This window comes from Parafrankia sp. FMc2 (assembly GCF_041008525.1).
GTDB lineage: Bacteria > Actinomycetota > Actinomycetes > Frankiales > Frankiaceae > Parafrankia.
In genome coordinates this window covers 1-1,163 of the sequence record NZ_JBFLUG010000416.1, presented here as the reverse complement: position 1 = coordinate 1,163, position 1,163 = coordinate 1, and the positions used below count along the sequence as shown (strand labels likewise).

General features: G+C 70.4%; 1 protein-coding gene and 1 pseudogene. One reads left to right on the top strand and one right to left on the bottom strand.

Annotated features, from left to right (window positions below):
* Window positions 1-602, bottom strand: a pseudogene (locus tag AB1460_RS37650) (flap endonuclease); the annotation flags it as partial.
* Window positions 603-614: 12 nt separating this feature from the next.
* Between AB1460_RS37650 and AB1460_RS37645 the strand changes: the two are divergent.
* Window positions 615-1,058 (top strand): Lrp/AsnC family transcriptional regulator, encoded by a 444-nt coding sequence (locus tag AB1460_RS37645; RefSeq protein WP_026311539.1) that lies wholly within the window; start codon window positions 615-617, stop codon window positions 1,056-1,058.
* The last annotated feature ends 105 nt before the right edge of the window (window positions 1,059-1,163 follow it).

Genomic DNA, 1,163 nt, shown 5'->3' with positions numbered 1-1,163 from the left:
AACTTCTCCACCGCGTACCGCACCGCCACCCCGGCCCCGTCATCCACCAGCTGGAACAGATCCCTGTCCCCGGTCAGGATGTCCACCGGCCCACCCGGCGTACCCGGCCCGCCCGCGCTGTGCCGGGTCACGAGCGTGGCGATCACGTCATCGGCCTCGAACCCCGCCGCCTGCGCCCGCGCGATCCCGAACGCGTCCAGCACCGCGTCGATCACCGGCAGCTGCGCCTCCAGCTCATCCGGCACCTCCTCCGCCACCTCGCCCCCCGCAACGACCACACCAGCCGCACCGACCGCGTTCCCGGCGCCTGCCGGTGGCCCCGCCACCCGGTGCGCCTTGTACGACGGCATCAGCGCCACCCGGAACGCCGGCCGCCAGTCCGCGTCGAAACAGCACACCAGCCGCCGCGGCCGCAGCTCACCGATCTGGCGGGCCAGCACGTCCAGCAGCCCCCGCACCGCGTTCACCGTCATCCCGTCCGGCGCCCGCACCGACCGCGGCACCCCGTGGAAGGCACGGAAATACAACGACGGGGTGTCCGCGAGCAACAGCCGATCCCCACGGGACCAGGCCTCGCCGGCACCATCCGCCGATCTGTGCATAACCTCCGGAACGTGTTGGAGGATCTAGACCGTCAGATCGTGCAGCTGCTGTGCCGCGACGGCCGGATGAGCTTCACCGACCTCGGACGTGCCACCGGCCTGTCGGTGTCCGCCGTCCACCAGCGGGTCCGCCGTCTCGAACAGCGCGGGGTCATCACGTCCTACGTGGCCCTCGTCGACCCCTCCCAGGTCGGCCTGGCCCTCACCGCGTTCGTCTCCATCAAGGAGATCGACCCCAGCCAGCCCGACGACGCCCCCGACCGGCTCACCCACCTGCCCGCCGTCGAGGCCTGTTACAGCGTCGCGGGGGAGGAGAGCTACCTGCTCAAGGTCCGCGTCTCCGACCCCGCCGCCCTCGAGGCGCTCCTGCAGGAGATCCGCGCCGCCGCCAACGTCTCCACCCGCACCATGGTCGTCCTGTCCACCCCCTACGAAGGACGTCCCCCCAGCCTCTGACACCCCACCGCCCGGCACAGTAGGCACCTGTCCCTACCACCCATCCTCCCCCCCACCAGACCCAAGAGGAGATCGTATGCCATCATCTACTTGAAACAAACAATA